Source organism: Buttiauxella sp. 3AFRM03, from assembly GCF_003675305.1.
Classification (GTDB): domain Bacteria; phylum Pseudomonadota; class Gammaproteobacteria; order Enterobacterales; family Enterobacteriaceae; genus Buttiauxella; species Buttiauxella ferragutiae.
In genome coordinates this window covers 2,797,403-2,821,474 of the sequence record NZ_CP033076.1, presented here as the reverse complement: position 1 = coordinate 2,821,474, position 24,072 = coordinate 2,797,403, and the positions used below count along the sequence as shown (strand labels likewise).

At 52.3% G+C, this 24,072-nt stretch carries 24 protein-coding genes; 15 read left to right on the top strand and 9 right to left on the bottom strand.

The genetic code is table 11. The features are described from left to right. Nucleotides 1-179: 179 nt before the first annotated feature. The 4 genes from hemY to hemC are packed head-to-tail and all read right to left on the bottom strand — an operon-like array spanning nt 180 to nt 4,263. Nucleotides 180-1,376, bottom strand: a complete 1,197-nt coding sequence (gene hemY, locus D8682_RS14635; protein ID WP_121814579.1) for a protoheme IX biogenesis protein HemY — start codon at nt 1,374-1,376, stop codon at nt 180-182. 2 nt (nt 1,377-1,378) lie between these two features. Beyond that, on the bottom strand, nt 1,379-2,560 hold the full coding sequence (gene hemX / locus D8682_RS14630; RefSeq protein WP_121814578.1) for a uroporphyrinogen-III C-methyltransferase: 1,182 nt from the start codon (nt 2,558-2,560) through the stop codon (nt 1,379-1,381). A gap of 24 nt (nt 2,561-2,584) precedes the next feature. After that, nucleotides 2,585-3,325, bottom strand: coding sequence for a uroporphyrinogen-III synthase (gene hemD, locus D8682_RS14625; RefSeq protein WP_121814577.1), 741 nt, complete (start codon nt 3,323-3,325; stop codon nt 2,585-2,587). Then, nucleotides 3,322-4,263 carry a hydroxymethylbilane synthase gene (hemC, locus tag D8682_RS14620; protein ID WP_064541540.1) on the bottom strand — a complete coding sequence of 314 codons (942 nt, stop codon included), beginning with the start codon at nt 4,261-4,263 and terminating at the stop codon, nt 3,322-3,324. Before hemC ends, hemD begins: the two co-directional genes overlap by 4 nt. Before the next feature lie 281 nt (nt 4,264-4,544). On the opposite strand from hemC, the gene cyaA reads away from it, so the two are divergent. After that, nucleotides 4,545-7,097: a class I adenylate cyclase gene (gene cyaA, locus D8682_RS14615; protein WP_121814576.1), complete on the top strand. Its 2,553-nt coding sequence runs from the start codon at nt 4,545-4,547 to the stop codon at nt 7,095-7,097. Here the strand turns inward: cyaA and cyaY are convergent. Next, nucleotides 7,094-7,414 carry an iron donor protein CyaY gene (gene cyaY / locus D8682_RS14610; protein ID WP_064541534.1) on the bottom strand — a complete coding sequence of 107 codons (321 nt, stop codon included), beginning with the start codon at nt 7,412-7,414 and terminating at the stop codon, nt 7,094-7,096. The genes cyaA and cyaY overlap by 4 nt on opposite strands. 125 nt (nt 7,415-7,539) lie before the next feature. On the opposite strand from cyaY, the gene D8682_RS14605 reads away from it, so the two are divergent. From D8682_RS14605 to corA, 8 genes are all read left to right on the top strand, one after another. Beyond that, nucleotides 7,540-7,746: a lipoprotein gene (locus D8682_RS14605; protein WP_121814575.1), complete on the top strand. Its 207-nt coding sequence runs from the start codon at nt 7,540-7,542 to the stop codon at nt 7,744-7,746. Between the two features lie 38 nt (nt 7,747-7,784). After that, on the top strand, nt 7,785-8,609 hold the full coding sequence (dapF, locus tag D8682_RS14600; RefSeq protein ID WP_121814574.1) for a diaminopimelate epimerase: 825 nt from the start codon (nt 7,785-7,787) through the stop codon (nt 8,607-8,609). Then, nucleotides 8,606-9,310, top strand: a complete 705-nt coding sequence (locus D8682_RS14595) for a DUF484 domain-containing protein (protein ID WP_064541525.1) — start codon at nt 8,606-8,608, stop codon at nt 9,308-9,310. Before dapF ends, D8682_RS14595 begins: the two co-directional genes overlap by 4 nt. After that, nucleotides 9,307-10,212: a tyrosine recombinase XerC gene (gene xerC / locus D8682_RS14590; protein WP_064541522.1), complete on the top strand. Its 906-nt coding sequence runs from the start codon at nt 9,307-9,309 to the stop codon at nt 10,210-10,212. The genes D8682_RS14595 and xerC overlap by 4 nt, the downstream gene beginning before the upstream one ends. Then, nucleotides 10,212-10,928: a 5-amino-6-(5-phospho-D-ribitylamino)uracil phosphatase YigB gene (gene yigB / locus D8682_RS14585; protein WP_121814573.1), complete on the top strand. Its 717-nt coding sequence runs from the start codon at nt 10,212-10,214 to the stop codon at nt 10,926-10,928. The genes xerC and yigB overlap by 1 nt, the downstream gene beginning before the upstream one ends. A 55-nt stretch (nt 10,929-10,983) precedes the next feature. Beyond that, the gene (uvrD, locus tag D8682_RS14580; protein ID WP_064541517.1) at nt 10,984-13,146 is read left to right on the top strand and encodes a DNA helicase II; all 2,163 of its coding nucleotides are present in this window, start codon (nt 10,984-10,986) and stop codon (nt 13,144-13,146) included. A 148-nt stretch (nt 13,147-13,294) separates the two neighbouring features. Next, entirely contained in the window at nt 13,295-13,351 is a 57-nt protein-coding gene (gene ysgD, locus D8682_RS27455) for a YsgD/CorL family protein (RefSeq protein WP_367597360.1), read from the top strand. A 163-nt stretch (nt 13,352-13,514) separates the two neighbouring features. Further along, a complete protein-coding gene (corA, locus tag D8682_RS14575) occupies nt 13,515-14,465 on the top strand; it encodes a magnesium/cobalt transporter CorA (protein WP_064541513.1) in 951 nt (316 codons plus the stop codon). A gap of 80 nt (nt 14,466-14,545) precedes the next feature. Here corA and rarD read toward each other — a convergent pair whose 3' ends face one another. Both rarD and D8682_RS14565 read right to left on the bottom strand, forming a co-directional pair. Continuing rightward, the gene (gene rarD / locus D8682_RS14570) at nt 14,546-15,442 is read right to left on the bottom strand and encodes an EamA family transporter RarD (RefSeq protein WP_064541508.1); all 897 of its coding nucleotides are present in this window, start codon (nt 15,440-15,442) and stop codon (nt 14,546-14,548) included. 51 nt (nt 15,443-15,493) lie between these two features. Then, the gene (locus D8682_RS14565) at nt 15,494-15,964 is read right to left on the bottom strand and encodes a thioesterase family protein (RefSeq protein WP_064541505.1); all 471 of its coding nucleotides are present in this window, start codon (nt 15,962-15,964) and stop codon (nt 15,494-15,496) included. A gap of 171 nt (nt 15,965-16,135) precedes the next feature. Between D8682_RS14565 and pldA the strand changes: the two genes are divergently transcribed. From pldA to rhtC, 3 genes are all read left to right on the top strand, one after another. After that, the gene (gene pldA, locus D8682_RS14560) at nt 16,136-17,005 is read left to right on the top strand and encodes a phospholipase A (RefSeq protein ID WP_064541503.1); all 870 of its coding nucleotides are present in this window, start codon (nt 16,136-16,138) and stop codon (nt 17,003-17,005) included. Nucleotides 17,006-17,035: 30 nt separating this feature from the next. Then, nucleotides 17,036-18,862 carry an ATP-dependent DNA helicase RecQ gene (gene recQ, locus D8682_RS14555; RefSeq protein ID WP_121814572.1) on the top strand — a complete coding sequence of 609 codons (1,827 nt, stop codon included), beginning with the start codon at nt 17,036-17,038 and terminating at the stop codon, nt 18,860-18,862. Between the two features lie 65 nt (nt 18,863-18,927). Beyond that, nucleotides 18,928-19,548 (top strand): threonine export protein RhtC, encoded by a 621-nt coding sequence (gene rhtC, locus D8682_RS14550; RefSeq protein WP_064541498.1) that lies wholly within the window; start codon nt 18,928-18,930, stop codon nt 19,546-19,548. Nucleotides 19,549-19,617: 69 nt separating this feature from the next. Here rhtC and rhtB read toward each other — a convergent pair whose 3' ends face one another. After that, entirely contained in the window at nt 19,618-20,235 is a 618-nt protein-coding gene (gene rhtB / locus D8682_RS14545; RefSeq protein ID WP_121814571.1) for a homoserine/homoserine lactone efflux protein, read from the bottom strand. Between the two features lie 79 nt (nt 20,236-20,314). Here rhtB and pldB point away from each other — a divergent pair, with 79 nt between their 5' ends. The 3 genes from pldB (at nt 20,315) to D8682_RS14530 (ending at nt 23,154) form a co-directional block, all read left to right on the top strand. Next, on the top strand, nt 20,315-21,307 hold the full coding sequence (pldB, locus tag D8682_RS14540; protein WP_121814570.1) for a lysophospholipase L2: 993 nt from the start codon (nt 20,315-20,317) through the stop codon (nt 21,305-21,307). A 28-nt stretch (nt 21,308-21,335) separates the two neighbouring features. After that, a complete protein-coding gene (yigL, locus tag D8682_RS14535; protein ID WP_121814569.1) occupies nt 21,336-22,142 on the top strand; it encodes a sugar/pyridoxal phosphate phosphatase YigL in 807 nt (268 codons plus the stop codon). A 112-nt stretch (nt 22,143-22,254) separates the two neighbouring features. After that, the gene (locus D8682_RS14530; RefSeq protein ID WP_121814568.1) at nt 22,255-23,154 is read left to right on the top strand and encodes a carboxylate/amino acid/amine transporter; all 900 of its coding nucleotides are present in this window, start codon (nt 22,255-22,257) and stop codon (nt 23,152-23,154) included. Here D8682_RS14530 and metR read toward each other — a convergent pair. Continuing rightward, nucleotides 23,042-23,995: an HTH-type transcriptional regulator MetR gene (gene metR / locus D8682_RS14525; protein ID WP_064541480.1), complete on the bottom strand. Its 954-nt coding sequence runs from the start codon at nt 23,993-23,995 to the stop codon at nt 23,042-23,044. The genes D8682_RS14530 and metR overlap by 113 nt on opposite strands. Between the last annotated feature and the right edge of the window lie 77 nt (nt 23,996-24,072).

The following is a 24,072-nucleotide window of genomic DNA, read 5'->3' as shown; positions in this document are numbered from 1 at the left end:
CACCGACAGATGTCGTCTTTCAGACCTCATCCGACACCATGGACATAACGTTGAGTGAAGCACCACTTAGTTGTCATACAGACCTGTTTTAACACCTGCCAATTGGCAGGTGTTTTTTTTTTGCATGCAGTAAGGGAAAGCGAGAAAGGGAAAAGGGCGAAAGATTTCGCCCCTGGGATCTACGGATTAGGATTATTTTGCAGAGTTAACAACAGGCCATCGCGACGCATGGTCGCGGCTTCCTCAGGTTGATGCAGCCTGTCCAGGCAATCAGCCAGCCAGGCGTAATCAAACGCATCAGGGCGTTGTTTAATGGCTTCGCGGAAGGTCTCGCATGCTGGCTGCCACTCACCGTGCTTCATCAGCAACTGGCCGAGAGTGCTGTACAACAACGGACGATCGCCTTGCGTTTTAATCTGCTGGCGAAGGGCTTTCTCGAGTTGCCCTGGGTTTCCAGATTTTAAACGTGGCATCAGTAACACCAGGCGCTCGTCAAACTGGCGTTTCAGGCCATCGAGAATGATTTCCTGCGCGGCGTCATGATCGTCACATTCAATCAGATGCTCTGCCATAGCGACCTGCAACACTGTCTCGTGGCGCGTTTTACGGCTTTGGTTTTTCCACCAGCTTTTCAGGCCATCGTTACCTTGATCTGCCATTGCCTGATCCATCAACCCAATCCATGCCTGGCGCTGAAGCTCTGCACGATGGGCTTCATCACTCACCTGAACTTTGCTCATTGCCGGTAAAATATCAAGCAGCGAGCCCCATGCTCCGGTACGGACATAGGCCATTTCAGCCAGGCGCAAAACTTCCGGATGACGCGGAGCGGTTTCCAGCAATTTATCCACACCGTGGCGTGCCGCGTGATTCTCATTACGAGCCAGTTGCAGGCGCACGCGAGTAATTTCTACCGGTAATTGATCGTGGTCTGCCAGTTCAGCTGCACGTTCTAGATGCTGATTTGCCCGGACTTCATCACCGCGCTGTTGTGCCGCTTCGGCTGCCAGCAAATAGTTCACCACTGGTTGTTCCGCATGATCGGCATTTTTCAGCATCAGCTTCTCAACCTGCTGGTAATCGCCTTCTGCCAGTTTCAGCAATGCCGCTTTGGTTTGCTTACGCGCACGGCTGCTTTTACGCCCTACGAACCAGCCACGAGTACGGGCACCGGTGCGGAAAACACGACGCAGCACCCATTCAATGGCAAATAGCACAACCAGACTTAAGATCAGAATGATCACCAGGCCTGTGACGCTGGTTTCCATGTTGTAATTATCTGTCTGGATCAGCACATAACCCTGATGACCCGCCAGCATTGGCCCGAGCACGATCCCGGCGATCAACAGCAGAAAGAGTAATAAGACTTTAATCATGCTTATTCTCCTTGAGTGGGTGCGGGAACCGGTGCAGGCGCGGGTTCAACTGGAGCAGGGGATGCCGTGCTGGCTGCGGGCTGGGCGAGTAAATTGCGTACCCGAGTCTGCATCAGCTTTTCCAACAGCGGCTGGCTTTCCAGCGTTTGCGGCACATCCATATTGATGCTTTGCTGGCTCAAAGAATCCAGTTCATCAAGGAACGACTTGGTGACGCTGTCATTGGTATCGTAATAAGCCCGAACCCATGTGGAGACATTCTCCAGCGATTGCTTATAGGTTTCATCCTGATGACGTGGAACCGCCTGGGCTGCAACCAGCAAGCGCGAACGGATGTTCTCACGAAGATAAACGTCCTGGTTCGGAGCCAAAAGCGGAACGGCCGTTTCATCACGGCGGCGGATAGTAATGAAGCTATCCATAAAGTTGTGCCAGCTTTTGGTCAGATTTTGACGCCATTCAGTCACGGTAGAAGAAAGTTCGTTCCCGTCGGAATCCATCGGCGTGTCATCGGTATCGTTATCCGCCAGACGCAGATTATCGACTTGATTAGAAAGCTGATTGAGCTTGAGAATGATCCCGTCGTAATCGACCTGAGTAATCGCAGACAGCGTTGAAATATCATCTGTTAGTGCACGGCGAACGGTAAGCAGGCTTGGGTCATTCATATCCGCCAGGCTGGCATCGGCGCTTTTCAATAATGCGGCGGCGGTCGTGACGTCCTGATCGCTCCACAGTTTGCGCCCTGCCAATTTCACCAGGAAGTCGGATTGCGCCAGCAGCCATGTTTTCGCATCGCTGCCAGAAATCGTGGCGACTTTTTGCTGTACTTCATTCAGTTCACGAGCCAGATTTGCCTGTTGGCGATTCGACTCTTCAAGCGCGGTGGCTTGCTGCTTGATGGTGGCTTCCAGAGCTGATTGCTGCTGTTCTTGCTGCTTTTGTAGCGCGGTCAGTTGCGTTGCCAGAGCATCACTGGTGGTGTTTTGCGCCGCCACCTCATGTTTTCCGTAGCTGTACAGACCTGCACCCAGCGCCAGAGCAATTGCAATGGCGATAGCGCCCAGCGCAATGCCTGCAATACCACTACGATTTTTTTGTGGTGGCTGTTCTGGAAGCTGTTTGTTTTCTACCGCAGGTGTGGTCTCTTCAACCATGGCGGAGGTGTTCTGTTGTTCCGTCATTGTGGGGCATCCCATGTCATTGATTTATTGTAATGCGCGAAGCAGCGCATCATTGTCAGCGTTATCGGCGACTCGAATATCTTGCCAACCCAGTTCCTGGGCAAGGCCTGCCAGACGCTCACTGACGACGATAAGCCGGCAGTGGAGTAACCAATTTGTTCGATACCATTCGGGAATGAGCGCATAAAGTTGTTGTAGCATTTCACCACTCGTCACGACCAGCGTTGAAACCCCACGTTCGCGCCAGCGAAAGGCTTCTTCGGTTCCATCATAAATTCTGGCATTTCTTTGATAACATTCGCAGAAAGTGACTTCTGCACCGCGCGCTGTCAGCGTTTCGCCTAACAGTTCACGGCCACCATTGCCGCGTAAAATGAGTGCACGTTTACCAGCAACATTCTGTAATTCAGGTAATTGTAGCAAGACTTCCGTTGTTTCCCTGTCTTGCGGATAGCGAACCGGCAAATGGCTCACGGTATGAAACGCTAACGCAGTGGTGCGTCCAATAGCAAACCAGGCAAGATTTGCAGGCCATGGCATACCATTTTGGCTTAATTGCGGCTGGGCGTACTGTATAACGTGTTGTGATAACACGAACACCAGATCGCCTGTGGACAGGCTCGCTAGCATAGACGGCAGTTTGTCCAACTGCCGACCAGGGGAAAACTCGATGAGAGGGAAGCTATACGCCACCTGCCCCAGTGCGCGCAGTCTGCTCACTAACTCGTCCCCTGCTGGGGAAGGGCGGGTGACAAGGATCGTCATGCCGGGGCATCTCCGTCATAAACCGCGGCCAGAATTTCACGGGCTCCTTTATCAAGGAGTTCTTCCGCAAGAGAAATTCCCATCACTTCGGCCTCTTCTGGTTTACCACGGCGCTCACCACGAACCAGGATTGAGCCGTCTGGTGCGCCCACTAATGCTCGCAGCCAGAGCTCACCGTTAATCAACTCGGCATAACTGCCGATTGGTACCTGGCATCCGCCCTCAAGACGCATGTTCATGGCTCGTTCTGCGCTGACGCGAATCGCGGTTTCTTCATGATTCAGCGACTCAAGTAACTCTTGAGTGCGTATGTCGTCAAGACGGCACTCGATTCCTACTGCCCCTTGACCCACAGCAGGCAGGGAAACTTCTGCTGGCAAGGCGTAGCGAATACGTGATTGCAGCCCCAGTCGATTAAGCCCGGCAACCGCAAGAATAATTGCATCGTAGTCACCGTTATCGAGTTTGCCCAAACGAGTCCCGACATTGCCGCGTAATGAGCGAATGACCAGGTCTGGGCGGCGCTCAGCAATCTGGCACTGGCGGCGGAGGCTGGAAGTGCCGACTACGCTGCCAGCAGGCAGAGAGTCGAGGTCGGTGAAATTATTGGAAACAAAAGCATCACGCGGATCATCGCGCTCGCAAATGGTCACCAGACCCAGGCCTTCAGGAAACTCGACTGGCACATCTTTCATGGAATGTACTGCGATATCCGCGCGCCCTTCAAGAAGTGCAAGTTCTAACTCTTTGACAAACAATCCCTTGCCACCTACTTTCGCTAGCGGTGTATCAAGAATGATGTCGCCACGCGTAACCATTGGTACCAGTTCAACCGTGAGCTGGGGATGGTTCGCCTCGAGGCGTTGTTTGACATAATGTGCTTGCCAGAGTGCTAATGGACTTTGGCGGGTGGCAATTCTTAATACATTGTCTAACATTGCTAGTTACCGTAATTATCGTCCCTGACCATCCTACCACTCTTCACAGAAGACTGTCAGTTTCAACGGTTTTGCGGAAAAGAGGGACGTCTTTCGTATTATGGAATATAAAGCAGGGAGCCGGTAAGGAACTTGGCGCGTAGCGCATCTTTCTTTACGGTCAACCAGCAAGGTGTTAAATTGATCACGTTTCCAGCAATTCTTTGCCTTGTCGTTTATAATAGAGGCAACAACCGGGAAACGGGTTTTTTCGAAATACTGAAACCATCAGGCGATATGTCTTGTACCTCTATATTGAGACTCTTAAACAGAGACTGGATGCCATTAACCAACTGCGTGTAGATCGCGCACTTGCTGCCATGGGGCCTGCTTTTCAACAGGTCTACAGTCTTCTGCCAACATTGCTACATTATCATCACCCGCTGATGCCAGGTTACCTTGACGGTAACGTTCCACACGGCATTTGCATTTACACGCCTGATGAAACCCAACGCCACTACCTCAACGAACTCGAATTGATGCGCGGCATGCCGCCGCAGAAAACCGAATCTGGCGAATTACCGATCACTGGCCTCTATTCAATGGGCAGCACATCGTCCGTTGGGCAAAGCTGTTCTTCCGATCTGGATATTTGGGTTTGTCACCAGTCATGGCTCGATAACGACGAGCGCCAGTTGCTGCAACGTAAATGTAGCGTACTGGAAAGCTGGGCCGCCTCTTTAGGCGTTGAAGTCAGCTTCTTCCTGATTGACGAAAACCGCTTCCGCCACAACGAAAGTGGTAGCCTGGGCGGCGAAGACTGTGGTTCAACACAACACATCTTGCTGCTTGATGAATTCTACCGCACCGCAGTGCGCCTGGCCGGGAAACGTATTCTCTGGAGTATGGTTCCGGGTGATGAAGAAGATCATTACGACGATTACGTGATGAGCCTCTACTCGCAGGGTGTGCTCACGCCAAACGAGTGGCTCGATCTCGGTGGTTTAAGCACCCTTTCGGCCGAAGAGTACTTTGGTGCCAGCCTGTGGCAGCTTTATAAAAGTATCGACTCCCCTTATAAAGCGGTGCTGAAAACACTGTTGCTGGAAGCTTATTCCTGGGAATACCCGAACACTCGTTTATTGGCAAAAGACATTAAGCAGCGTTTGCATGATGGCGAGATAGTCTCCTTTGGGCTTGATCCTTACTGCATGATGCTGGAGCGTGTGACTCACTACCTCACGCAAATAGAAGATACCGCACGTCTGGATTTAGTTCGCCGTTGCTTCTATCTCAAAGTGTGCGAAAAACTTTCCCGTGAACGCGCCTGCGTAGGCTGGCGTCGTGAAGTCCTGAGCCAACTGGTCAAAGACTGGGGTTGGGACGAGCCACGTCTGGCGATGCTGGATAACCGCGCTAACTGGAAAATTGACCAGGTTCGGGATGCACACAACGAGTTGCTTGATGCGATGATGCAAAGCTATCGCAACCTGATTCGTTTCGCGCGCCGTAATAACCTGAGCGTCAGCGCAAGCCCGCAAGATATCGGGGTGTTGACCCGTAAATTGTATGCCGCGTTTGAAGCGCTGCCAGGCAAAGTCACGCTGGTTAACCCGCAGATCTCCCCTGATTTGTCAGAACCGAACCTGACCTTTATTCATGTGCCGCCAGGCCGTGCTAACCGTTCAGGCTGGTATCTCTACAACCGTGCACCAAACATGGATTCCATCGTCAGCCATCAACCGCTGGAATATAACCGTTATCTTAATAAGCTGGTGGCCTGGGCCTACTTTAATGGCCTGCTGACTTCCCGCACCCGTCTGTTTATTAAGGGCAACGGTATTTGCGATTTGCCAAAACTTCAGGAGATGGTGGCTGACGTTTCGCACCACTTCCCGTTGCGTTTGCCTGCGCCAAGCGCGAAAGCGTTGTACAGCCCATGTGAAATTCGCCATCTGGCAATTATTGTGAACCTCGAATACGACCCGACGGCGGCATTCCGCAACCAAGTCGTGCATTTCGATTTCCGTAAGCTGGATGTGTTCAGTTTCGGGCAGCAGCAGCAGTGTCTGGTGGGCAGCGTTGACTTGCTTTATCGCAACTCCTGGAATGAAGTGCGTACCCTGCATTTTAACGGTGAGCAATCGATGATTGAGGCGCTGAAAACCATTCTGGGCAAAATGCACCAGGATGCTGCGCCACCAGATAGCGTGGAAGTATTCTGCTATAGCCAGCATCTGCGTGGGCTTATTCGCACGCGTGTTCAGCAACTGGTTTCGGAATGCATCGACTTCCGTTTATCGAGCACTCGCCAGGAGCCTGGGCGCTTTAAAGCGCTGCGTATTTCTGGCCAAACGTGGGGGCTGTTCTTCGAGCGCCTGAGCGTTTCAGTGCAAAAACTGGAGAATGCAGTCGAATTCTACGGCGCGATTTCGCACAACAAACTTCATGGCCTGTCAGTGCAGGTTGAAACCAACCAGGTTCAGCTACCGTCAGTGGTCGATGGGTTTGCCAGTGAAGGGATCATTCAGTTCTTCTTTGAAGAAGCGAGTGAGGACCACGGCTTCAATATCTATATTCTTGATGAAAGTAACCGCGCAGAGGTTTACCACCACTGCGAAGGAAGCAAAGAAGATTTAGTGCGTGACGTGAGCCGTTTCTACTCTTCGTCACACGATCGCTTTACCTATGGTTCAAGCTTTATCAACTTCAACTTGCCGCAGTTCTATCAGATTGTGAAAGTAGAGGGGCGCTCGCAGGTTATTCCGTTCCGCAACCAGGCTATTACAGCAGCGACGCCAGCTAATCATGACGACAGCAATACGCCGCTGCTTCAGCAGTACAGCAACAGCTAGCTAAAACTCACAGGCTCGCCCGCTTGCTGCGTGCAAGCTTCTTCCAGCAACGCCCAAAATTCAGCGCCGCTGCGATCGCAAATCCACTTATCGCCCTGCAAATTAAAATGGTAACCGCCGTTTTTGGTTGCCAGCCAGACCTGATGCAAAGGCTCCTGGCGATTAATAATAATCTTGCTGCGGTTCTCAAAACTCAGGCTCAGTACGCCACCGTTGATTTCACAGTCAATATCGCTGTCACCATCCCAGTCATCCAGGCGTTCTTCGATTGTTGACCACAGACCGTCGGCCAGGCGATGAAATTCACTGTCATTCATATCTGTTTCTCAGTTGTTCGTCTTCACGGCAGTATAGCAACAGTCGCGAAGAGAAAAGAGTATTGCTTTTCAGGGATCACCTGCGATGATAGAAGGCAGAATATTGGATTACAGGCATCTCAATAATGAAGAAAATTTTCTGCCCACTGGCATTTATGCTGGCACTTTTCAGTCTTTCTGGCTGCGGTCTTAAAGGTCCTCTGTACTTTCCACCTGCCGATGGCACAACCAAACCCACGAGCCAGGTCACTCCTGTAAAACAGCAGCAACCGGCGACCCCAGACCGAAATAACCGTGGTACGGATAACGCACCGACTCAGGTTGCCTACTAGCAAACTATTGATAAGTAGCCGCGTATATGGAGCAGAAGATGCAGTTTTCGAAGATGCATGGCCTCGGTAATGACTTTATGGTCGTCGACGCGGTGACTCAAAACGTCTATTTCTCCCCGGAGCTGATTCGCCGTCTGGCTGACAGGCATTTGGGAGTAGGGTTTGATCAGTTGCTAGTGGTTGAACCGCCTTATGATCCTGATCTCGATTTCCATTACCGTATTTTCAATGCCGATGGCAGCGAAGTTTCCCAATGTGGTAATGGTGCTCGTTGTTTCGCGCGATTTGTGCGCCTGAAAGGGTTGACTAACAAACGCGATATTCGCGTCAGCACCGCCAATGGCCGCATGGTTCTCAGTGTGACTGAAGACGAACTGGTGTGCGTAAATATGGGTGAGCCGAATTTCGAACCCTCTACCGTACCGTTCCGCGCAAACAAAGCAGAAAAGACCTATATTATGCGTGCTGCCGAACAAACCATTATGTGCGGCGTCGTATCGATGGGTAACCCGCATTGCGTTATTCAAGTCGATGATGTGACGACAGCGGCCGTGGAAACTCTGGGGCCAGTGATGGAAAACCATGAACGTTTCCCGGAGCGAGCGAACATCGGTTTTATGCAGGTTGTCACCAAAGAACATATCCGCCTGCGTGTGTATGAACGTGGTGCCGGAGAAACACAAGCTTGTGGCAGTGGCGCTTGCGGCGCAGTTGCTGTGGGTATCTTGCAAGGAATACTTGCGGAACAGGTTCGCGTAGAGCTGCCTGGTGGCCGTCTTGATATCGCCTGGAAAGGGCCGGGAACTCCGCTGTTTATGACCGGTCCGGCGGCCCACGTCTATGATGGATTTATACATCTATGAAGAACGCCGAGGAACAGCAAGAAGCCGTACTGGAACTGGATGACCGTATGGTGGCGGAATATCTGCTGCGTCATCCTGATTTCTTTATTCGGAACGCTCAGCATGTAGAACAAATGCAGGTGCCACACCCGGTTCGTGGCACCGTTTCGTTGGTTGAATGGCATATGGCGCGTAGCCGTAACCACATCAATTTTCTTGAGGAAAACATGACCCTGCTGATGGAGCAGGCGAGTGCCAACGAAGGGCTGTTTTACCGCTTACTGAAGTTGCAAGGCCGGCTGGCCTCCGCCACCAGTTTGCAGGAAATGTTGAATCGTCTGCACCGTTGGGCGCGTGAAATGGGCCTCGCGGGCGCAAATGTGCGTCTTTTTGCCGATCGCTGGCGGATTGGTGCCCCTTCTGATTTCACTCATCTGGCGCTGAATCGACAGGCTTTCGAGCCGTTGCGTATTCAGCGTCTGGGCGACAGGCAACATTATCTCGGGCCGCTAAATGGCCCTGAATTACTGGTTGTTTTACCGCAGGCTAAAGCTATCGGTTCGGTTGCTGTTTCTTTGATGGGCAGCGATGCGGATTTAGGCGTGCTGGTTTTCAGTAGTCGCGATCCTCAACATTATCAGGATGGACAAGGTACACAACTCCTTCATGAACTGGCGCTGATGTTGCCAGACTTGCTGGAGCGCTGGGTCGAACGAGTATGACGGCCTCTCCGCTGCAATCTTTAGTCGATGGTTTCCTGCGCTACCTGAAAGTAGAGCGCCAGTTAAGCCCGCTGACACTTCTCAATTATGGCCGCCAGCTCAGTGCAATAATCGCTCTGGCGGGCGAGATGAAAATGAGTACCTGGCAACAGTGTGACGCCGCAGCGGTGCGTTCAATCACGGTTCGCAGCCGCAAGGCTGGCCTCGGCCCATCAAGCCTCGCATTACGTCTTTCCGCACTGCGCAGTTTCTTCGACTGGTGTGTCAGCCAGGGCGAACTCAAAGCCAATCCCGCAAAAGGGATAACCACGCCGAAAGCTGGCCGCCATCTACCCAAAAATATCGATGTTGATGACGTTAGCCGTCTGCTGGATATCGATATCAACGATCCGCTTGCGGTGCGTGACCGCGCCATGCTGGAAGTGATGTACGGCGCGGGTCTGCGCCTTTCAGAGCTGGTTAATATGGATTGTCGCCATATCGACCTCACCACGGGCGAAGTCTGGGTGATTGGTAAAGGCAGCAAAGAACGACGCGTGCCGGTGGGGAAATCCGCTGTTAGCTGGGTTGAGCACTGGCTCGATCTGCGCGAGCTTTTTGGCCCGGACGACGACGCGCTATTTCTCTCTAAACAAGGGAAGCGTATCTCGACGCGCAACGTCCAGAAACGCTTTAGCGAGTGGGGAATAAAACAGGGGCTGAACAGCCACGTGCATCCGCACAAACTGCGTCATTCGTTCGCCACGCATATGCTGGAATCCAGTGGGGATTTGCGTGGTGTGCAGGAATTATTGGGCCACGCCAACCTTTCGACCACACAAATCTATACCCATCTCGACTTCCAGCACTTAGCCACAGTGTATGATGCTGCGCATCCACGCGCTAAACGAGGGAAATCGTAATGCACTTTTATCGCCCGTTAGGGACTATTGCCGCGCTCACATTTGATCTCGACGACACGTTGTACGACAACCGCGCGGTGATTGAACGTACCGAACGTGAATCAATGAGCTTTGTGCAGAATTACCATCCAAAGCTTAACCATCTTCAACGCCCTGATTTTTTGCGCATCCGTCATGCGCTGCGGCTTGCAGAGCCGGATATTTATCACGATGTGACCGAATGGCGCCGCCGTGCAGTTGAACAAGCCATGCTGGACGCGGGCTTGTCAGCAGATGAAGCTGCCGCTGGCGCACTGGCTTGTATGGCGAATTTCGCCCACTGGCGCAGCCAAATCGACGTACCGCAAGAAACGCACGATACATTAGCGAAACTCGCTGAAAAGTGGCCGCTGGTGGCGATCACCAACGGTAACGCCGAACCGCATCTTTTTGGTCTCGATCATTACTTTAAGTTTGTGTTACGCGCTGGCCCACATGGCCGCTCCAAACCATTTAACGACATGTATCACCTGGCGGCAGAGAAGCTGGATGTGCCGCTTGCTCATATTCTGCATGTTGGCGATGACCTGACGACAGACGTCGCCGGAGCCGTTCGTTGCGGGATGCAGGCGTGCTGGATAAACCTGCGTGATGGCGACCTGATGCAGATAGATGACAGCCGCTTATTACCACATCTGGAAATTTCGCAGTTGGCATCCCTCACCGCGCTGATATAATCAACAAGTCTGTATAAAATTCCAGTATATTTTTATCTCCTCAACGGCGGTGCCAATGGACGTTTCTTACCTGCTCGACAGCCTCAATGACAAACAGCGCGAAGCCGTCGCAGCCACGCGAAGCAACATGCTAGTGTTGGCCGGGGCGGGCAGTGGTAAGACACGCGTATTGGTGCACCGTATCGCCTGGTTGATTAGCGTCGAAAATTGCTCGCCGTACTCCATTATGGCGGTGACGTTTACCAACAAAGCGGCAGCAGAAATGCGCCACCGTATCGGCCAGTTGATGGGCACCAGCCAGGGCGGCATGTGGGTCGGGACTTTCCACGGTCTTGCGCACCGCTTACTGCGCGCGCATCACATGGATGCCAACCTACCGCAGGATTTCCAAATCCTCGATAGCGAAGATCAGCTGCGTTTGTTAAAGCGCCTGATCAAAGCCATGAATCTCGATGACAAACAGTGGCCTGCACGCCAGGCGATGTGGTTTATCAACGGCAAAAAAGACGAAGGTTTACGCCCTCATCACATTGAAAGTTACGGCAATCCGGTTGAGCAAACCTGGCAAAAAATTTACCAGGCTTATCAGGAAGCGTGCGATCGTGCGGGTTTGCTGGATTTTGCCGAGCTGCTGCTGCGCGCGCATGAATTGTGGCTGAACAAACCACACATTCTTAACCACTACCGCGAGCGCTTTACCAACATTCTGGTGGATGAATTCCAGGATACCAACAGCATCCAGTATGCGTGGATTCGCATGCTGGCGGGTGAAACGGGCAAAGTGATGATCGTCGGTGACGATGACCAGTCAATCTACGGCTGGCGCGGCGCGCAAGTTGAAAACATCCAACGTTTTCTGACCGACTTTCCTGGCGCACAAACCATTCGCCTTGAACAAAACTACCGCTCGACCAACAACATTCTGAATGCTGCCAACGCCCTGATAGCCAACAACTCTGGTCGTCTGGGTAAAGAGCTATGGACGGATGGCAGTGACGGTGAGCCGATCTCACTGTATTGCGCATTTAACGAATTAGACGAAGCGCGTTTTGTGGTTAACCGCATCAAAACGTGGCAGGAAAGCGGCGGTGCGCTTGAGCACTGTGCGATTCTCTATCGCAGTAACGCCCAGTCGCGTGTACTGGAAGAGGCGTTATTACAGGTCGGTATGCCATACCGTATCTATGGCGGCATGCGCTTCTTCGAACGCCAGGAAATCAAAGATGCGCTCTCCTATCTGCGCCTGATTGCCAACCGTAACGACGATGCGGCGTTTGAACGCGTGGTTAACACGCCAACGCGTGGCATCGGTGACCGCACATTAGACGTGGTGCGCCAAACGTCGCGCGACCAGCAACTGACAATGTGGCAAGCCTGCCGTTTGTTGCTGCAGGAAAAAGCGCTGGCGGGGCGTGCTGCTTCTGCTCTGCAACGCTTTATGGAGCTTATCGACGCGCTGGCACACGAAACCATCGATATGCCGCTGCACGTCCAAACCGATCGGGTGATTAAAGACTCGGGTTTGATGATGATGTACGAGCAGGAAAAGGGCGAGAAAGGCCAGACGCGCATCGAAAACTTAGAAGAACTGGTCACGGCAACGCGCCAGTTCAGCTATCAGGATGAAGATGAAGACTTGATGCCGTTGCAGGCATTCTTGTCTCATGCAGCACTTGAAGCCGGCGAAGGGCAAGCCGATACCTGGCAAGATGCGGTGCAATTGATGACGCTGCACTCGGCGAAAGGGCTGGAATTCCCGCAAGTGTTTATCGTCGGCATGGAAGAAGGCATGTTCCCAAGTCAGATGTCGCTGGATGAAGGTGGCCGCCTGGAAGAAGAACGCCGCCTGGCGTACGTTGGCGTGACGCGTGCAATGCAAAAACTCACACTGACCTACGCTGAAACCCGCCGCCTGTATGGCAAAGAGGTTTATCACCGCCCGTCACGCTTCGTTGGTGAACTGCCAGAAAACTGCGTAGAAGAAGTTCGCCTGCGAGCCAGCATCAGCCGCCCGGTCAGCCATAAACGCATGGGCACGCCAATCTCTGAAAATGATTCTGGCTTTACCCTCGGGCAGCGTGTGCGCCATGCCAAATTTGGTGAAGGGACGGTCGTTAACCTTGAAGGCAGTGGTGAACATAGCCGAATCCAGGTGGCATTCCCTGGGCAAGGGATTAAGTGGTTAGTCGCCGCTTATGCGCGACTGGAAACGGTGTAAGTTAGCGAAATAACTCATCGTTTTTCACGCTTTTGCTACCTTATAAATATCACCTTAGTTTATTAGCCTATGGTGTCCCGTTGCGTGTTGACGCCATATTTTTGCTGGCGTAACATGCGCGCACGATTACGCTAAGAGGACACTCGCCTTGGACACACCCAGTAAATACTGGCTCAATAACCTGTCATCCAGGTACAACTTCTAAGGCTATCCTCGTATGCTGATAGCCTTAGTGGTTGTCGGCGACCTCATATCTCGTATATCCCGTCGCAATGAGTCAGACTTTTTAATGGTCTGAAACCTCGTTAGTTTCTGTCTGTGTGCCAACCGAACTGTCCCTGATATTTTTTGCATTGGGAGTACCGGTCATGCTGAGCGCATTTCAACTGGAAAACAATCGTCTGTCCCGTCTTGAATTAGATGAGACCGATAACCTGAGCAATTCTGTTTGGGTTGATTTGGTCGAGCCTGAAGAGAGCGAGCGTCAGCGCGTGCAAACGGAACTTGGTCAAAGCCTGGCAACCCGCCCGGAACTGGAAGACATCGAAGCATCCGCTCGTTTCTTTGAAGACGAAGACGGCCTGCACATTCACTCATTCTTCTTTTACGAAGATGCCGACGATCACGCGGGCAACAGCACCGTGGCATTTACCATTCGTGAAGGCCGCCTGTTTACGCTACGCGAACGTGAATTACCGGCGTTTCGCCTTTATCGCATGCGCGCCCGTAGCCAGAGCATGGTGGACGGCAATGCTTACGAACTACTGCTCGACCTGTTTGAAACCAAAATCGAACAGCTGGCAGACGAAATCGAAAACATCTATAGCGATCTGGAAAAACTCAGCCGCGTGATTATGGAAGGGCACCAGGGCGATGAATACGACGCCGCACTTTCCACACTCGCAGAGCTGGAAGATATCGGCTGGAAAGTCCGTTTGTGTCTGATGGATACCCAACGCGCCCTGAACTTCCTGGTGCGTAAAGCGCGTTTGCCGAGCGGCCAGCTTGAGCAGGCGCGTGAAATCCTGCGCGATATCGAATCCCTGCTGCCACACAACGAATCGCTGTTCCAGAAGGTGAACTTCCTGATGCAGGCGGCGATGGGCTTTATCAACATCGAGCAGAACCGCATCATCAAGATCTTCTCGGTGGTATCGGTCGTTTTCCTGCCGCCAACGCTTGTGGCATCCAGCTACGGGATGAACTTCGAGTTTATGCCTGAGTTGAAACTGAGCTTCGGTTACCCGGCGGCGATTATCGTGATGATTCTCGCGGGCCTGGCACCGTATCTTTACTTCAAGCGCAAGAACTGGTTGTGAAATTGTCGGGTGGCGCTGCGCTTACCCGGCCTACAAAACCATTTGATCGTAGGGTGGATAAGCGACAGCGTCATCCACCGTTAGGCTATTTTGCGCAGCTTACGCTGGGTATAAACCGCATCAAGAATAAACAACGCCAGTGCCGCCCAAATAAACCCAAAGGTCAGCAACTTATCTTTGCCTATTACTTCACCGTAGAACGTTACCGCCAGCAGGAACATTAGCGTCGGGCCAATGTACTGGAAGAAACCCAGCGTCGAGAGGCGCAGGCGCGTTGCCGCAGCGGTGAAACACAGCAATGGGATCGTTGTTACCACGCCCGCGGCAATCAGCAGTAAGTTCAGCGACAGTGAGTTTTGCCCCATATGGCTGGTCGAACTGTCTGCGATGCCAAACAAATAGATGGCGGCAATCGGCAGCAACCACAGCGTTTCCACCAACATTCCGGTTTGCGCATCCACGGCAATTTTCTTACGCACCAGCCCGTAAAATGCGAAGCTGAACGCCAGACCAAGTGCGATAATTGGCAGCGAGCCAAACGTCCAAAGCTGAACTAAAACCCCACAGGCCGCCAGTGCCACGGCGACCCACTGCATGCGACGGAAACGCTCACCAAGGAAAATCATCCCCAGCACCACGTTAACCAGCGGGTTGATGAAGTAGCCGAGGCTGGCTTCCAGCATGTGATGATTATTCACCGCCCAGATATACAGCAGCCAGTTGCCGCCAATTAGCACCGCAGAAACCGCCATCGCCAGCACCTTTTTACGGTTCTGACAGGATTTTTTCACCTGCGGCCACTGGCGGCTAATGCTTATCAGCGCCACCATAAAGAAGAAAGACCAGATGATGCGATGAGTGAGGATTTCATCAGCCGGTACATCCTGGATCAGTTTGAAATAGGCGGGTGCAATGCCCCAAATAAAATACGCGATAAGTGCAAGAATCACGCCCTGGCGGGTTTGTTTCGCATCCATGAAATAAACTCTGAGAAAAATAGTGTGCAAATAGTAACAGGATTTATCTTCTCACCCCACCATGTAGGTCGCCGTGGCGCTGGCGATATGTAGCTTATCTTCGTTGTGTAACTCCACACGGGCAACCGCCACCTTATTCCCGGCACGTAGCAGGCTGCTGCTGGCGGTAAAGCGTTGCCCACGTCCCGGACGTAAATAATCGACGCGCAAATCAATGGTGCCCATTTTCGACAGGCGTTGACGCAGTTCTTCTTCGTTAATGCTGTCGTGGCGCGTGAGCGTACTGCCGACGCAAACCAGGCCTGCCGCGACATCCAGTGAAGAGGCAATCACCCCGCCATGCAGGATGCTTTGCGCCCAATTCCCGACCATCATGGGTTGATTATTAAAGCACAGCTCAGCGTAGTCTTTCTCATAGCGTATAAGCTCCAGACCCAGCGCGCGGTTAAACGGCATGTGATAAACAAAAATCTCACCGACCAGTTGCAAGGCGGCTTCAGGGGTCAGAAATGCGGTAGACATGGATCATCCTCGATCAAAACAAAATCATAATGTTAACCAATTGTTTATTTTATGCTTCGGAATCGTTGATTGCCACTTTAAGAAATGTAGACAGAGCTTGCGCATCCATATCTATGTAGAATGTGTCCGAGAAAATAATTTGAAACCTTTTTGTTCAGGAGAATATTGCCGATGCGCATGTTTCTGGGATGGCTATTGGCTGCCAGTCTGTTGCCAATGACGGCTTACGCACAGGAAGCCACGATTAAAGAAGTGCATGATAAACCTGCTGTTCGCGGCAGTATCATCGCTAACATGCTGCTGGAGCACGATAATCCGTTCACACTGTATCCGTATGAAACCAACTATTTAATTTATACGGTGACAGATGACCTCAATAAAGAAGCGATCAAAAGTTACAACTGGTCTGATAACGCCAGAAAGGATGAAGTAAAATTCCAGCTTAGCCTCGCGTTCCCTATCTGGCGCGGTATTCTCGGCTCAAACTCGGTATTAGGTGCGTCCTATACCCAGAAATCCTGGTGGCAGTTATCGAACAGCGGCGAGTCTTCACCTTTCCGCGAAACTAACTACGAACCGCAGGTTTTCCTCGGTTTCGCGACCGATGAATCCTTTGCGGGCTGGACATTACGTGACGTGGAGTTTGGTTATAATCACGATTCCAACGGTCGCTCTGACCCGACTTCCCGTAGCTGGAACCGTTTATACACGCGCCTGATGGCTGAAAATGGTAACTGGATGGTTGAAGTGAAACCGTGGTATGTCATCGGCGACACCGACGACAACCCGGATATCACCAAATACATGGGCTACTACCAGTTGCGCGTTGGTTATCAATTTGGTGATGCGATCCTGAGTATGAAAGGCCAGTACAACTGGAATACCGGTTACGGCGGCGCGGAATTTGGCTTTAGTTATCCGGTCACTAAGCACGTTCGCCTCTATACCCAACTTTATAGTGGCTACGGCGAGTCATTAATTGATTACAACTTTAACCAGACACGCTTCGGTGTCGGCGTTATGCTTAACGATCTGTTCTAAAAATTCGGCGGTTTTTGTGGTGGGGAAAGCGTGACACAGGCGGAAGTAATTAATCAGGCAGTGCTGGCCAGACAGGTTTTGCAAGATACCTTTGGCTATCAACAGTTCCGCCCGGGTCAGGAAACCATCATCGAAACGGTGCTGGAAGGGCGCGATTGCCTGGTTGTCATGCCGACCGGCGGTGGCAAATCTCTGTGCTATCAAATCCCGGCCCTGGTATTCGGCGGGTTGACCGTGGTGGTTTCCCCGCTGATTTCCCTGATGAAAGATCAGGTCGATCAACTGCTGGCAAACGGCGTTGCGGCGGCCTGTCTTAACTCCACACAAAGCCGCGAGCAGCAACAAGACGTGCTCGCCGGTTGCCGCACCGGGCAGATTCGCCTGCTTTACATCGCACCAGAGCGGTTGATGATGGATAACTTCATCGAGCAAATCAGCCACTGGCACTTGTCGATGGTGGCGGTCGATGAAGCGCACTGCATTTCGCAGTGGGGCCACGATTTTCGCCCGGAATATGCCGCACTGGGCCAATTGCGCCAGCGCCTGCCGACGGTGCCGTTTATTGCCCTCACCGCTACAGCAGACGACACCACACGTGCTGATATTGTTCGCCTGTTAGGTCTGCAAGATCCGTATATCGAAATTAGCAGTTTTGACCGCCCAAATATTCGCTACATGCTGATGGAGAAGTTTAAGCCTATCGATCAACTGATGCGTTACGTGCAAGAACAGCGCGGGAAATCCGGCATTATTTACTGTAATAGCCGCGCAAAAGTCGAAGACACCGCCGCACGCCTGCAAAGCAAAGGGATCAGCGCTGGTGCGTATCACGCCGGGCTTGAACACCAGGTGCGTGCTGAAGTGCAAGAAAAATTCCAGCGTGATGATCTGCAAATCGTGGTCGCTACCGTGGCATTCGGTATGGGCATCAACAAGCCCAACGTCCGTTTTGTCGCGCACTTCGACATACCACGTAATATTGAATCCTATTATCAGGAAACGGGCCGCGCCGGGCGTGACGGCCTGCCTGCGGAAGCGATGCTATTTTACGATCCGGCTGATATGGCCTGGCTGCGTAAATGCCTCGAAGAAAAACCCGTCGGGCAATTGCAGGACATCGAGCGCCATAAACTGAATGCGATGGGCGCGTTTGCTGAAGCGCAAACCTGCCGCCGCCTGGTACTGCTGAATTACTTTGGCGAAGGTCGCCAGCAGTCTTGCAGCAACTGCGATATTTGCCTCGATCCACCGCGCCGTTACGACGGGCTGATGGACGCGCAAAAAGCACTATCCTGTATCTATCGTGTCGGTCAGCGCTTCGGCATGGGGTATGTAGTCGAAGTGCTGCGCGGGGCGAATAACCAGCGTATTCGCGAATATGGGCACGATAAACTCAAGATCTACGGCGAAGGGCGCGACCATACGCACGAGCACTGGGTTAGCGTTATTCGTCAGTTGATTCACCTTGGTGTGGTGACGCAAAACATTGCTCAACACTCTGCGTTGCAGTTAACCGAAGCCGCTCGTCCATTTTTACGCGGTGAAGAACCTTTAATGCTCGCAGTGCCTCGCGTTGTGGCCATCAAATCGAAATCCAGCCCGAAAGTGTTCGGTGGCAACTACGACCGCAAGCTGTTTGCCAAGCTGCGTAAACTGCGCAAAGCCATTGCCGATGAAGAAAACATCCCGCCATACGTGGTATTCAACGATGCCACATTGATTGAAATGGCCGAGCAAATGCCGCTCTCGCCGGGTGAAATGCTGGGTGTGAACGGTGTGGGTACGCGGAAGCTTGAACGCTTTGGGCGCGAGTTTATGGCACTTATTCGTAGCCATGTCGACGGCGAAGATGAGTAGTAGCCAGCCCTGGCTGCAACTCGTATAGTTATTCTCCAAAATAATAATCCAGCGAGTTATTTCCTATGTTGACGCTTTTTCTGACCGTAGCGGTATTGCATATAGTTGCGCTGGTCACTCCCGGCCCGGATTTCTTTTTTGTTTCGCAGACCGCGGTGAGCCGTTCCCGTAAAGAAGCGATGATGGGCGTGCTGGGTATTACCGGTGGTGTGATGGTCTGGTCAGGTGTGGCGCTGCTCGGCCTTAACCTGATCCTCGAAAAAATGGCCTGGCTGCATAACATCATCATGATTGGTGGTGGCTTGTATTTGTGCTGGATGGGCTATCAGATGCTGCGTAGCGCACTGAAGAAAGAAAAGGTCACCCAGGAATTGCCAGCGGTCGAATTAGCACATGGCGGGCGCAGCTTCCTGAAAGGTCTGCTCACCAACCTGTCGAATCCTAAAGCTATTATTTACTTCGGGAGCGTGTTCTCGCTGTTTGTTAGCAATGATGTAGGAAGCGCTGAGCGTTGGGGATTATTTGTGATGATTGCGCTGGAAACTTTCGCCTGGTTTACCATCGTTGCCAGCTTGTTCGCACTGCCGCAAATGCGCCGGGGTTATCAGCGCCTTGCGAAGTGGATTGATGGTGTTGCCGGTGCATTGTTTGCCGGATTCGGCATCCACCTGATTATTTCCCGCTAATCCTTCCTTGTATACCCAAAATAATTCGAGTTGCAGCCAACACCCCTGCAACTTGAAGTATGACGGGTATTACTGGCGTGCTGAGGCGAGGAGTGCGCCAACCAACATAAACAGCGAACCAAACACGCGGTTCAACGCTTTCATCTGACGTGGCCCTTTAATCCAGCCCGCAATGCGTGTCGCAAGCCCCGCATAGCCAATCATCACAATAATATCGACCACCACCGTGGTGACGCCGAGTATTAAATACTGCGCCGCTTGCGGCTGATTTGGTGCGATAAATTGCGGGAAAAGTGCCGCGAGAAAGACAATGCTTTTAGGGTTGGTGAGATTCACAAAAACCGCCCGTTTAAACAGGCGGCTACGTGGCTGGCTGGTGGCGAGCGTATTTAAATCAATCGCCCCTGCGGCACGCCATTGCTGAATACCCAGCCAGACAAGGTAAGCGGCACCCGCCCATTTCAATATTTCAAATGCCAGCAGCGAGTGCGAAAAAATAGCGCCCAGTCCAATCCCCACCAACACGATATGAATCGCCAGGCCGGTTTGCAGCCCGGCAATGGACGCAGCCGCGCCGCGATAGCCGTGGCTGATGGCGGTAGTCATGGTATTAATCGCCCCAGAACCGGGGGAAAGACTCAGGATTATTGTGGTCACGAGATAGGTAAACCACCACTCAACACTCATGTGAAATTCCCTGAAAGAACACTTTTATGCCACAATACGCTATTGTTGATGAGCGTGCTACGAATCACAAAAAAGCGATATGACTCAGCATAAAAATGGATGGTCAAACAGGGAAAGCGCCTTTGCAGCTTTCACCACCGGTCCACTGATGGACTTCTGGCGGCAGCGCGAAGAGTGTGAATTTTCAGGCGTCGATGAAGTGCCGGTACGCTACGTACGCTTTCGCGCGCAGGATCATGACAGAGTGATTGTGGTTTGCCCTGGGCGTATCGAAAGCTACGTAAAATACGCTGAACTGGCTTATGACTTGTTCCACTGTGGGTTCGACGTTTTAATTATCGACCACCGTGGCCAAGGGCGATCCGGGCGAATGCTATCGGATTCACATCGCGGGCACGTGGCGAAGTTTAGCGACTATGTTGACGACTTTGACCGCTTTTATCGGCACGAAGTCGCCAATGGCCCGTGGAGAAAACGCTACGCTTTAGCGCACTCTATGGGCGGGGCAATCATCACCCTGTGGCTTGAAAAAAATTCACAATGCTTTGATGCCGTTGCGCTGTGTGCACCGATGTTTGGTATCGCCTTGCGCTGGCCTGACTGGATGGTGCGCCATATTCTTGATTGGGCGGAAGGCCATCAACGTATTCGCGAGGGTTATGCAATCGGAACTGGCCGCTGGCGCGCATTACCATTTAGCGTTAATGTCCTGACCCATAGCCGTGAACGTTACCGCCGCAATCTGCGTTTTTATGCTGATGAGCCAGCATTGCGGTTGGGTGGGCCAACGAATCACTGGGTAAGAGAAGGGATACTCGCAGGAGAACAGGTTTTAGCGGGAGCCACTGCTATCACCACGCCGATATTTATCCTGCAAGCAGAAGAGGAACGCGTTGTTGATAACCGCGCGCATGACCAATTCTGTGAACTTCGAGCTGCGGCGGGCAACCCTTGTGAGGGGGAAACACCTTACGTCATAAACGGTGCGTATCATGAGATCCTGTTCGAAAAGGACGATATGCGAACCGAAGCGCTGAATGCCATCATCGCGTTTTTTGATCGGCATCGTTAATTTTCTTCACCAGAGGTTTACTAATCCTATGTACCATGTCGTTGCGTCTGACTTAGATGGCACGTTGCTGTCCCCCGACCACCTTCTGACCCCGTATGCTAAAGAAACGCTGAAACTGCTCACCGCTGAAGGCGTTCACTTCGTTTTCGCGACCGGTCGTCACCATATTGATGTCGGGCAAATCCGCGACAACCTCGAAATCAAAGCCTACATGATCACCTCAAACGGTGCGCGCGTTCACGATACAGACGGCAACCTGGTGTTCAGCCACGACCTTGATACCGACATCGCTCATGATCTGTTTGGTGTGGTGCATACCAATCAAGATATCGTGACCAACGTCTACCGTGGCGACCAGTGGTTTATGAACCGCCACCGCCCGGAAGAGATGAAATATTTTAAAGAAGCGGTGTTCAATTACAGCCTGTTTGAACCTGGTTTGCTGGAATCCGATGGCGTCAGCAAAGTGTTCTTTACCTGCGATTCGCACGAAAAACTGCTGCCGCTTGAGCAAGCGTTAATTGCCCGTTGGGGTGACCGCGTCAACGTGAGTTTCTCAACCCTGACTTGCCTGGAAGTGATGGCGGGTGGCGTATCGAAAGGCCACGCACTGGAAGCGGTATCCAAAGCGATGGGTTATAGCCTGAAAGAGTGCATCGCTTTTGGCGACGGCATGAACGACGCTGAAATGCTCAGCATGGCGGGTAAAGGCTGCATCATGGGCAACGCTCACCAGCGCCTGAAAGACTTGTTGTCAGAGCTGGAAGTGATTGGTACCAACGCGGATAACGCCGTTCCACATTACCTGCGTAAAATGTTCCTCGGTAAAGATTAATTCGTGAAAAACGAGTGGTGAATTAATCACCACTCGTCAACCAAATAATTCAACTCCGCGTCATACCCTTCGCTACAATGGTGAATAAATTGCCTGTTGTAGAGACTTCATCGTGCCGTTACTCATCATCACCACCATTCTGTGGGCCTTCTCTTTTAGCCTGATTGGCGAATACCTTGCCGGGCATGTCGACAGCTATTTTTCCGTGCTGATGCGCGTCGGGCTTGCGGCGTTAGTGTTCTTGCCGTTCCTGCGTTTTAAAGGCTACAGCGTGAAAACACTGCTGCTTTATATGCTGGTGGGTGCGCTGCAACTTGGTGTGATGTACCTGTTTAGCTTCCAGGCTTATCTCTACCTCACCGTTTCGGAATTCCTGCTGTTTACGGTGATGACGCCGCTGTATGTCACGCTGATTTACGATTTGATAAGCGGTAATAAATTGCGCTGGGGATATGCATTGAGTGCAGGACTGGCGGTGATAGGTGCGGCGATTATTCGCTATGACAAAGTCAGCGATCACTTCTGGATTGGCCTGCTTTTGGTACAGGCGGCAAACATCTGTTTCGCCATAGGTATGGTCGGCTACAAACGCCTGATGGAAACGCGCCCGATGCCGCAGCACTGCGCATTTTCATGGTTTTATCTTGGCGCTTTTATGGTGGCGGTGACGGCATGGTTTGCGCTGGGGAACCCACAAAAGCTCCCAACGACCCATCTGCAATGGGGCATCCTGATATGGCTCGGCGTGGTGGCATCTGGGCTGGGTTACTTCATGTGGAACTATGGCGCGACTCAAGTGGATGCGGGGACACTCGGCATCATGAACAACGTGCATGTTCCGGCAGGGCTGCTGGTTAACCTCGCCATCTGGCAAGAGCAACCCCACTGGCCGAGTTTCATTATTGGTGGGACGGTGATAATGGCTTCGCTATGGGTGCATCGCCGTTGGGTCGCTCCGCGTTCCGCACAAACGGCAGATGCTCGCAAGCGTGTGAACGCGTCGAGCGAATAAACGCTTCCGTAGCGGGTTGGCGCTGTTCGCCATCGCGCACGGCGGCATACAACCGGCTCCACAATCCCTCGCCCAGGGTTTTGGTCACCACCAAACCCTGGCGTTCAACATTCTCCACCACCCAATGCGGCAGTGCGGCAATGCCCATGCGTGCTGATACCATCTGAATCAATAACAATGTGTTATCGACACTCTTCAGCGATGGGCTAACTCCAGCCGGTTGCAAGAAATGGCGCCAGATATCCAGACGTTGGCGCTGCACCGGGTAAATCAACAACGTTTCGCTGCTCAAATCTTCAGGCTCAATACGCGTTTTGTTCGCCAGCGAGTGATCCGTGGCCAGCACCAGGCGCACTTCATAATCAAACATCGGCGAATAGTGCAGGCCACTGCGCGGCAGAATGTCCGAGGTTAAAACGATATCCAGTTCGCTCTGCTGCAAAGCAGGCTGTGGGTCAAACGTCACGCCTGATTTGAAATCCAAATCCACCAGCGGCCAGCTCTTGTGGAAGTTCTCCAGCGCCGGTGTCAGCCACTGAATACAGCTATGGCATTCGATGGCGATTCGCAGCGTAGTCTGATGTGGTTCGTTACAAGCCTGAAGGGCACGGCTTATTTGTGGCAGCACCTGTTCAGCCAGTTGTAACAGCACTTCGCCCTGCGGAGTAAAGCGCAGTGGCTGGCTTTTACGAACAAACAAGCGGAACCCAAGGCGCTGCTCCAGATCGCTGAACTGATGAGAAAGCGCCGATTGGGTTTGATGCAACGCGGCGGCGGCGGCGGCTAAAGAGCCGCAATTTCGTAACGCCTGTAGCGTCCGCAGGTGTTTGATCTCGATCATGAATGTCCTTCACTTCGGCATGAGCAAATTGCGCTTGAGGATTATACAGTACCTTTGCAAGATAGCGGTGTAAACAT

Coding starts and splice junctions, on each gene's coding strand:
- hemY (WP_121814579.1), bottom strand. CDS start 1,376: ATGATTAAAGTCTTATTACTCTTTCTGCTGTTGATCGCCGGGATCGTG.
- hemX (WP_121814578.1), bottom strand. CDS start 2,560: ATGACGGAACAACAGAACACCTCCGCCATGGTTGAAGAGACCACACCT.
- hemD (WP_121814577.1), bottom strand. CDS start 3,325: ATGACGATCCTTGTCACCCGCCCTTCCCCAGCAGGGGACGAGTTAGTG.
- hemC (WP_064541540.1), bottom strand. CDS start 4,263: ATGTTAGACAATGTATTAAGAATTGCCACCCGCCAAAGTCCATTAGCA.
- cyaY (WP_064541534.1), bottom strand. CDS start 7,414: ATGAATGACAGTGAATTTCATCGCCTGGCCGACGGTCTGTGGTCAACA.
- D8682_RS14605 (WP_121814575.1), top strand. CDS start 7,540: ATGAAGAAAATTTTCTGCCCACTGGCATTTATGCTGGCACTTTTCAGT.
- dapF (WP_121814574.1), top strand. CDS start 7,785: ATGCAGTTTTCGAAGATGCATGGCCTCGGTAATGACTTTATGGTCGTC.
- D8682_RS14595 (WP_064541525.1), top strand. CDS start 8,606: ATGAAGAACGCCGAGGAACAGCAAGAAGCCGTACTGGAACTGGATGAC.
- xerC (WP_064541522.1), top strand. CDS start 9,307: ATGACGGCCTCTCCGCTGCAATCTTTAGTCGATGGTTTCCTGCGCTAC.
- yigB (WP_121814573.1), top strand. CDS start 10,212: ATGCACTTTTATCGCCCGTTAGGGACTATTGCCGCGCTCACATTTGAT.
- uvrD (WP_064541517.1), top strand. CDS start 10,984: ATGGACGTTTCTTACCTGCTCGACAGCCTCAATGACAAACAGCGCGAA.
- corA (WP_064541513.1), top strand. CDS start 13,515: ATGCTGAGCGCATTTCAACTGGAAAACAATCGTCTGTCCCGTCTTGAA.
- rarD (WP_064541508.1), bottom strand. CDS start 15,442: ATGGATGCGAAACAAACCCGCCAGGGCGTGATTCTTGCACTTATCGCG.
- D8682_RS14565 (WP_064541505.1), bottom strand. CDS start 15,964: ATGTCTACCGCATTTCTGACCCCTGAAGCCGCCTTGCAACTGGTCGGT.
- pldA (WP_064541503.1), top strand. CDS start 16,136: ATGCGCATGTTTCTGGGATGGCTATTGGCTGCCAGTCTGTTGCCAATG.
- rhtC (WP_064541498.1), top strand. CDS start 18,928: ATGTTGACGCTTTTTCTGACCGTAGCGGTATTGCATATAGTTGCGCTG.
- rhtB (WP_121814571.1), bottom strand. CDS start 20,235: ATGAGTGTTGAGTGGTGGTTTACCTATCTCGTGACCACAATAATCCTG.
- pldB (WP_121814570.1), top strand. CDS start 20,315: ATGACTCAGCATAAAAATGGATGGTCAAACAGGGAAAGCGCCTTTGCA.
- yigL (WP_121814569.1), top strand. CDS start 21,336: ATGTACCATGTCGTTGCGTCTGACTTAGATGGCACGTTGCTGTCCCCC.
- metR (WP_064541480.1), bottom strand. CDS start 23,995: ATGATCGAGATCAAACACCTGCGGACGCTACAGGCGTTACGAAATTGC.